Source organism: Bradyrhizobium sp. 23 (assembly GCF_023073295.1).
GTDB lineage: Bacteria > Pseudomonadota > Alphaproteobacteria > Rhizobiales > Xanthobacteraceae > Bradyrhizobium > Bradyrhizobium canariense_D.
Genome location: NZ_JADPJF010000148.1, coordinates 581,061 through 587,558 on the forward strand (window position 1 = coordinate 581,061; position 6,498 = coordinate 587,558).

A 6,498-nucleotide genomic window follows, 5' to 3' on the forward strand; every position below is an offset into this window, starting at 1 on the left:
ACCGGGCCCTATCAGCTGGGCGCCTGGGCCAAGGGCTCCTCGATGACCCTGACCAAATGGGCTGACTATCGCAACGCCGCCGCGATCAAGCTCGCGAAGGTGACGATCCGCTTCATCTCCGATCCGTCCGCACAGACGGCGGCGCTGCTGTCGGGCGACGTCGACGCGTTTCCCCGGGTGTCGGCCCAGCGCACCATCGCGCAGTTCAAGGCGGATCCGCGCTTCAACGTTATGGTCGGCGGCTCCAGGGCCAAGACCATCGTCGGTATCAACCATCGCAAAAAGCCGCTCGACGATGTTCGCGTGCGCCGTGCCATCCTCGCCGCGATCGATCGCAAGGCGATGATCGACGGTGCGGTCGACGGTTTCGGCACGCCGATCGGAAGCTTCTACGTGCCGGGCGCGCTCGGCTATGTCGACACGACAGGCATCAACCCCTACGATCCCGAGAAGGCCAAGAAGCTGCTAGCCGAAGCCGGCGTTACCACCCCGCTCGAGCTGTCGTTGAAGCTGCCGCCGCCGTCCTATGCGCGCCAGGGCGGCGAGGTCCTCGCGGCCCAGCTTGCCAAGGTCGGCATCATCGCCAAGATCGAGAACGTCGAATGGGCGCAATGGCTGTCGCAGGTGTTCGCCGGCAATGGTCCGCATAATTTCGACCTCACCATCGTCAGCCATGTCGAGCCGTTCGATCTCGTCAAGATCACCGAGCCGGACTACTATCTCGGCTACAACAACGACGCCTTCAACGCGCTCTACAAGCAGATCGTGTCGACGCCGGATGAAGCCGCCCGTGCCAAGCTTCTCGGCGACGCCCAGCGCATGCTGGCCACCGATGCAGTCTCGGGCTATTTGTACCAGCCGCAGCTGATCACCATCACCAACAAGAAGCTGAAGGGCGTCTGGAAGGACGTACCCCAATACGAGAACGATTTCTCGACATGGGCGTGGGAGTAGGGCGCGCATGTCGATTGCGCGATGTCGGTGACGATCTCTCCCAACGGAAGAGATCGTCACGAGACCGGTCCAAACAAAAAACCTGAAGAACAACCCCATGCACAGTAGCCGAGGGTAGTGATTTCAATGACTTGCGCGCGACGCGATTGATGAGTTGCGCGTCGCGCGATGCCGTTGACGCGTCGGGCAAAACACTGGCATGATGGCATCATCGAAGAAGGCCGCGCCCGCTTGGTTTGATTGGGTCGCTCGATTGCTCCCCCGACTTTGAACGTTCGGAACCCTCATGCGTTAGCTCGGCGCAGGATGGCCGCAGGCCGTGCGATCCGGCGCGAGGGTATGCGGAGTTCGGTTCTTGCTCAAACTATACAGGTGGCCATCCGACGACTGGCAGAAGATCGGCGCGGAGATGCCCTCCGAGATCATCTGGGCTGATCTATTGGACGCAACCGCGGAGGAAAAGCAGTTCGTCGAACGATTGCTCGGGATACGCGTTCCGTCCGAGGATTCGCTCAGCGAGATCGAAGCGTCGAGCCGCCTGATCCTCGACAACGGCACGCTCTATCTCAGCTCGCCGGCGGTCCGGCTCAACGAGAACAACGAGGCCGAGATCACGCCGGTGGGATTCGTCATCGGACCGCACGTGCTGGTGACGGTGCGTTTCGCGCAGCTGCCGATCTTCGAGGACATCGGCAAGCGCATCGGTTCCGATGACAGCCTGGAGAACGGCATGTGCGTGTTCACCAGCCTGATCGAGGCCATGGTCGACCGCGGCGCCGATGTCCTTGAGCATCTCGGCGCGAAGGTCGACAGGCTCTCGCGGGACGTCTTCAAGGGCGGGCTCGTTCGCAGCAAGCGGCCGGTCCGCTCCAGCCGGCGGATGCGCGAGGCGCTGGAAAACATCGGCGAGTTGGCGGATCGGCTGGCCAAGGCGCGCGATGTCCTGCTTGGCGTTGGCCGCATCGCTTCATTCGCCGGCGATGTCGGGGGTGAATGGATCACCGCCGCGTCGAAGAAGCGGCTCGAAGCCGTCTCCAAGGATGTCGCTTCGCTCGGCGATTACGAGACGCGATTGTCGGACAAGATCCAGCTTCTGCTCGATGCCGTGCTCGGCTTCATCAACATCCAGCAGAACGAGCTGTTCAAGATCTTGACGATCGTCTCGGTCGTCGGCGTGCCGCCCACGATTCTGGTCGGCATCTGGGGCATGAACTTCAAGCACATGCCGGAGCTGGACTGGACCTTCGGCTATCCGCTGGCGTGGCTCGCCATCATTGCCAGCGCCGTGCTGCCGCTGATCTGGTTCAAGCGGCGCGGCTGGTTCGAATGAAGCCGCGGCGCACCGTTCGAAATCGATGCGCCGCTTCTTGTGTCAGGCGACTTCGGCGGCGAATTTGCCGATCCAGTCGCGGGCAAGCGTCAAATCGGCCTGCGATAATTGATGGCCCGCCGGCAGGACCTTGTGACCGACCTGCGCGCCCGCTTCGGAAAGCAGTGATGCGAGCCGGGCCGAATTGCTCGCCGGCACGATCGGATCAGCCTGCCCGGACAACAGCAGGATCGGCTTGCCTGCGAGGTTGACCTTGGGCGGATCCGACAGCGGCACCATGGCGCGGAGCAGGATCGCACCAGCAAGCGCGTCCGGCTTCAGCAACAACAGCGCGGCTGCGATGTTGGCGCCGTTGGAGAAGCCGACCGCGACCGGCGCGGCGAGGCCATATCGCTGCCGCGCTTCCGCAACGAAGTCGCCGAGCTCAAGGGCGCGGCGGCGCACGTCGTCCTCGTCGAACACGCCCTCAGTGAGGCGGCGAAAGAAGCGCGGCATGCCGTGTTCGAGCACGCGGCCGCGCGGCGATAGCAGGGCCGAGCCGGGCGAGATCATCTTGCCGAGCCCGAGCAGGTCGTTCTCGTCGCCGCCGGTGCCGTGCAGCAGCAGGAGAGGAGGAGAGCCCGCGTCACGCGCGGGCTCGAAACGATGGATGAATGAACTCTCGGTCACGACACCCTCTCTTCCAGGTTCGGCAACACGCCCTCGATCTGCTTGCGCTGTGCTTCGAGGAAGCTCGGCAGCTTCAGGTCGTGTCCCAGCGTTGCCACGGGCTCGTCGACGGCGAAGCCTGGGATGTCGGTCGCGATCTCGAACAGCACGCCGCCGGGCTCGCGGAAGTAGATCGAGCGGAAGTAGTTGCGGTCGCGCTGTTCGGTCGGGTGCAGGCCGTGATTGCTCACGAGCCTTTGCGCCATCTTGCCCTGCTCGGCGTCATCGGCCGCGCGGAAGGCGATGTGATGCACGGAGCCGCCACCTTGGTGTCCGCGCAGGAAGCCCTTGGCTTCGTAGATGTCGACGACGCTGCCTTCGGCATCGCCCGGTGCCTTGAAGCGGATCACCGAGCCTTCGCGCGCCGTCTCCTTGAAGCCGAACACGTCGGTGAGGACGGCAGCCGTTTTTGCCGCGCTGTCGAGCAGCAAGGTCACGCCATGGAAGCCGCGGATCGCATGCTCGGCCGGCACCTCGCCATTGCTCCAGCCGGGCTCGCTCTCGGCGCCGGGGATACCGACGAGCGCGAGCGCCATGCCATCAGGGTCTGTGAACGGCAGCACGGACTCGCCAAAACGCTTCTCCAGCACCTCATAAGCGATGCCCTTCTCGACGAAGCGTTGCGTCCAATAGCCGAGCGAGCTTTGCGGCACGCGGAAGGCGGTCTGGTGCGTCTCACCGACGCCGCGGCGCCCGGCCGGCACGCCGGCCCAAGGAAAGAACGTCAGGATGGTGCCGGGGCGGCCGGTCTCGTCGCCATAATAGAAGTGATAGGTGCCGGGATCGTCGAAATTGACCGTCTTCTTGACGAAGCGCAGACCGAGATCACGGGTGTAAAAGCCGAAATTCCTGATGGGGTCGCCCGCGATCGCGGTCACATGGTGCAGTCCAGACATTGTCGGTCCTCCAAAGCTCGGGGAGCGGTCTTGCTCTGCAGGGAAATATCGTTCCGCTTTGGATTGGAGACAATCCATGCAAATATGACGGCTATGTCTACGATTTGGAAACAATCGCCGGCGCCAGCCCGTGGATAAGGTCGCCAGCCTGCGAGCCTTCGTAAAGGTGGTCGAAAGCGGCAGTTTTGCCGAGGCGGGCCGGCAGTTGCGGCTGTCACGCTCGGCGATCAGCAAATACATCGCTGACCTCGAAGAAAGCCTCGGCGTGCAGCTCCTGAACCGGACCACGCGCCATGCGAGCCCGACCGAGAACGGCCAGCGCTATTTCGAGCGCGCGGTCGTGATCCTGTCGGAGATCGAGGCGGCCGACCAGGCCGTGGCGCAAGCGCAATCGGCGCCGCGCGGCCTGTTGCGCGTCAACGCGCCGATGTCGTTCGGCACCCTGCGGCTCGGGCCGGTGCTTGCCGATTTCATGGCGCGATATCCGGAGCTGCAGCTCCAGCTCGTGCTCAGCGACGACCTGCTCGATCCCGTGCAGGACGGTTTTGACGTGACCTTGCGCATCGCGGAATTGGAATCGTCGAGTTTGATCGCGCGAAAGATCATCCCGGTGGCGCGCATGATCTGCGCTTCGCCCGATTATCTGGCGCGTCACGGCACCCCAAAACATCCGCAGGATCTGCGCGAACATGTCTCGCTGACCTACGGCTTCCTGCTCACTGGCAATCAGTGGAAGCTCACGGGAGCGGGCGGCGACCACTGGATCCAGCCGGCCTGGTCGCTCTGCGTCAACAATGCCGAGGTGCTGCGCGATGTCGCGATCAAGGGCAGGGGGCTCGCGCTGCTCCCGGAGTTCATCGCCGCCGACGCCTTGAGGACAGGCGAGCTGCGGACGGTGCTGGACAAGTATTCTGCGCCGCCGCTTGCGCTCTATGCGGTGTATCCGCCGACCCGACATCTGTCGGTGAAAGTGCGGCTGTTCATTGATTTCCTGGTCGAGCGCTTTGGCCGGGAGGGCGAGGCGTCAACCCGATCAAAATGATCCGCGCGGAAGGGCTGAGCCGAGATATGTCGGCTCCGCGCGGCTCGCTGCTCTATTTTTTGGTATCGAGGAATTGGCGTAACGCCTTCACGGTCACCGCCGGTTGCTCTTCCATCAGCCAATGACCGGCGTCCGGAATGACCAATTCGGTGACGTCAGTCGCGGCGTTTCGCATCACGACGGCCTCTGTCGCACCGAAGGATTTTTCGCCCCCGACAGCCAGCACGGGAATGGTCAACTTGGTCGCGATCGCCTTCTTGTTGTCCTCGGCGTCGGTTCGGATCGACCTGAACTGGGCGAACGCAGCACGCATGGCGCCCGGCCGCGCATAGAGCGCTGCGTAATGACGGCGTGTTGCGTCCGCGATCCTGGAAGGCGTCCCCGCGAAGTCATTCCAGAAGCGGTCGAGGTAGATGGGCTCGCGGCCCTTGACCAGCCGCTCCATGTCCGGGCCTCCGAGATCAAAATGCCAAAGCTGCGGGCTGCGAACCACCTCGTCCCATGGCGGCACCCCAGGCACCGGGGCATCCATCACGATCAGCTTCTCGGCCAGGTCGCGATAACGGGCCGCGTAGGCATAGGCCACCATGGTTCCGATGTCGTGGCCGACGACGACGGCCTTTTCGATGCCGAGCGCTGCGAGAACGGCCCGCATGTCGGCAGCCTGGGTCCATTTGTCGTAGCCATTGTCGGGCTTGCTCGAGAGGCCCATACCGCGAAGATCGGGCACGACAACGGTGTGGTCGCGCGCGATATCAGCGGCGAGCTTGACCCACATGTCGCCGGTATCACCAAAACCGTGGATCAGGATCACGACAGGCCCCTGACCGCCGACGCGAACATGAATCTGCGTGCCGTTGGCCGCGATGGTTTTGGTCTTGAAGCCGGACGGAAACTGTTCGACCTCGGCGCGCGCGGCAGGGGCGAGCAGCATGAGAAGAATGGCGAGACATCTTGCGCGCACCGGCGCCTCCGATCATCTTGTATTTCAGTCCAGTGACCGAACGCTGTTAGGCCGGCCGGAGCAGATCGTCCAGCGCGCTCATCGAGGCCTCTCGAAGCGCGGCGAGTTCGCGGGCGGCTCTCTCGCATTCGGGCCGGGACATCGTGACTGCCGCCAGCTCGACCTCACGGCAGAATTCGAAAAGGCGGACGAGGCCGAGCGCACTCGCGCCGCTGCCGAGCTGGTGCGCGCAGCGCGCGAGCTGCGCGGGATCGTCAGTCGCCGCAGCCTTGGCAATCTCCTCGACCAGCTTTTCGCTCGTCAGTTCCAGCAGGTCGTGGAGTTTTGCGATCTGCGCCGCGCCCAGCAGCTCCTTCTGGTCATCAAGGAAATGCCGGTCGATCAATGCGCCTGCGGCGAGTTGCGGCGCGGCCGGCTGGTTCTGGGCATCGTCCTCGATCGCCTCGCGCAGCGCATTGATCAGGATCGGCTTGCTGACGATCCTGGCAATGCCTGCCCCCGCGAGCCGCTCGCGGGCGCGGCCCGACATGTCCGCGGTTACCGCGATGATGCGCGGCATGGTCGGCAGACCGAGCTTGCGGATCCGCGATGCCGCCTCGACGCC

General features: G+C 63.9%; 7 protein-coding genes. 3 read left to right on the plus strand and 4 right to left on the minus strand.

The window, feature by feature from the left end:
* Together IVB32_RS36125 and IVB32_RS36130 are read left to right on the plus strand one after the other, a co-directional pair.
* Positions 1–954 (plus strand): ABC transporter substrate-binding protein (locus IVB32_RS36125; RefSeq protein ID WP_247412916.1); only part of this gene is annotated, 954 nt, incomplete at its 5' end.
* 355 nt (positions 955–1,309) lie between these two features.
* Complete coding sequence (locus IVB32_RS36130; protein WP_247412918.1) at positions 1,310–2,284, plus strand: magnesium transporter CorA family protein; 975 nt, start codon at positions 1,310–1,312, stop codon at positions 2,282–2,284.
* Between the two features lie 42 nt (positions 2,285–2,326).
* Here the strand turns inward: IVB32_RS36130 and IVB32_RS36135 are convergent, their stop codons facing one another.
* Positions 2,327–2,953 carry an alpha/beta hydrolase gene (locus tag IVB32_RS36135; protein WP_018458645.1) on the minus strand — a complete coding sequence of 209 codons (627 nt, stop codon included), beginning with the start codon at positions 2,951–2,953 and terminating at the stop codon, positions 2,327–2,329.
* The gene (locus IVB32_RS36140; RefSeq protein ID WP_247412921.1) at positions 2,950–3,888 is read right to left on the minus strand and encodes a ring-cleaving dioxygenase; all 939 of its coding nucleotides are present in this window, start codon (positions 3,886–3,888) and stop codon (positions 2,950–2,952) included. The genes IVB32_RS36135 and IVB32_RS36140 overlap by 4 nt, the downstream gene beginning before the upstream one ends.
* A gap of 130 nt (positions 3,889–4,018) precedes the next feature.
* Between IVB32_RS36140 and IVB32_RS36145 the strand changes: the two genes are divergently transcribed.
* Positions 4,019–4,930, plus strand: coding sequence for a LysR family transcriptional regulator (locus IVB32_RS36145; RefSeq protein WP_018458647.1), 912 nt, complete (start codon positions 4,019–4,021; stop codon positions 4,928–4,930).
* 52 nt (positions 4,931–4,982) lie between these two features.
* Here the strand turns inward: IVB32_RS36145 and IVB32_RS36150 are convergent, their stop codons facing one another.
* Positions 4,983–5,864 carry an alpha/beta hydrolase gene (locus tag IVB32_RS36150; protein ID WP_247413004.1) on the minus strand — a complete coding sequence of 294 codons (882 nt, stop codon included), beginning with the start codon at positions 5,862–5,864 and terminating at the stop codon, positions 4,983–4,985.
* Between the two features lie 76 nt (positions 5,865–5,940).
* Positions 5,941–6,498: Hpt domain-containing protein (locus tag IVB32_RS36155; protein WP_247412923.1), on the minus strand; the 558-nt coding region annotated here is incomplete at its 5' end.

Excerpts from the sequence above, each read along its gene's own strand:
- IVB32_RS36140 (WP_247412921.1), bottom strand. The coding sequence starts at position 3,888 with ATGTCTGGACTGCACCATGTGACCGCGATCGCGGGCGACCCCATCAGG.
- IVB32_RS36150 (WP_247413004.1), bottom strand. The coding sequence starts at position 5,864 with ATGCTGCTCGCCCCTGCCGCGCGCGCCGAGGTCGAACAGTTTCCGTCC.